Source organism: Streptomyces sp. NPDC008139 (assembly GCF_042957025.1).
In the GTDB taxonomy this organism is placed as follows: domain Bacteria; phylum Actinomycetota; class Actinomycetes; order Streptomycetales; family Streptomycetaceae; genus Actinacidiphila.
The window spans coordinates 1-1,394 of sequence record NZ_JBIBHM010000036.1 but is presented as its reverse complement, the minus strand read 5'-3'; the positions used below and the strand labels follow the sequence as shown (position 1 = coordinate 1,394).

Sequence of the window (1,394 nt, the reverse complement as noted above, 5' to 3'; positions counted from 1 at the left end):
GGACAAGCCCTCGGCCTATTAGTACCAGTCAGCTCCACCCCTCACAGGGCTTCCACATCTGGCCTATCAACCCAGTCGTCTACTGGGAGCCTTAACCCCTCAAAGGGGGTGGGAGTCCTCATCTCGAAGCAGGCTTCCCGCTTAGATGCTTTCAGCGGTTATCCCTCCCGAACGTAGCCAACCAGCCATGCCCTTGGCAGGACAACTGGCACACCAGAGGTTCGTCCGTCCCGGTCCTCTCGTACTAGGGACAGCCCTTCTCAAGACTCCTACGCGCACAGCGGATAGGGACCGAACTGTCTCACGACGTTCTAAACCCAGCTCGCGTACCGCTTTAATGGGCGAACAGCCCAACCCTTGGGACCGACTCCAGCCCCAGGATGCGACGAGCCGACATCGAGGTGCCAAACCATCCCGTCGATATGGACTCTTGGGGAAGATCAGCCTGTTATCCCCGGGGTACCTTTTATCCGTTGAGCGACGGCGCTTCCACAAGCCACCGCCGGATCACTAGTCCCTACTTTCGTACCTGCTCGACCCGTCAGTCTCACAGTCAAGCTCCCTTGTGCACTTACACTCAACACCTGATTGCCAACCAGGCTGAGGGAACCTTTGGGCGCCTCCGTTACCCTTTAGGAGGCAACCGCCCCAGTTAAACTACCCACCAGACACTGTCCCTGATCCGGATCACGGACCGAGGTTAGACATCCAGCACGACCAGAGTGGTATTTCAACGACGACTCCCCGATAGCTGGCGCTACCGGCTCACAGTCTCCCACCTATCCTACACAAGCCGAACCGAACACCAATATCAAGCTATAGTAAAGGTCCCGGGGTCTTTCCGTCCTGCTGCGCGAAACGAGCATCTTTACTCGTAGTGCAATTTCACCGGGCCTATGGTTGAGACAGTCGAGAAGTCGTTACGCCATTCGTGCAGGTCGGAACTTACCCGACAAGGAATTTCGCTACCTTAGGATGGTTATAGTTACCACCGCCGTTTACTGGCGCTTAAGTTCTCAGCTTCGCCCTGTCGAAACAGGACTAACCGGTCCCCTTAACGTTCCAGCACCGGGCAGGCGTCAGTCCGTATACATCGCCTTACGGCTTCGCACGGACCTGTGTTTTTAGTAAACAGTCGCTTCTCGCTGGTCTCTGCGGCCACACCCAGCTCAAGGAGTAAATCCCATCACCAGACATGGCCCCCCTTCTCCCGAAGTTACGGGGGCATTTTGCCGAGTTCCTTAACCATAGTTCACCCGAACGCCTCGGTATTCTCTACCTGACCACCTGAGTCGGTTTAGGGTACGGGCCGCCATGAAACTCGCTAGAGGCTTTTCTCGACAGCATAGGATCATCCACTTCACCACAATCGGCTCGGCATCAGGTCTCACCCT

The 1,394-nt window shown here is 56.3% G+C and carries 1 rRNA gene; it reads right to left on the bottom strand.

Annotated features, from left to right (window positions below):
* Positions 1-1,394 (bottom strand): 23S ribosomal RNA (locus ACFZBB_RS34715); the annotation flags it as partial.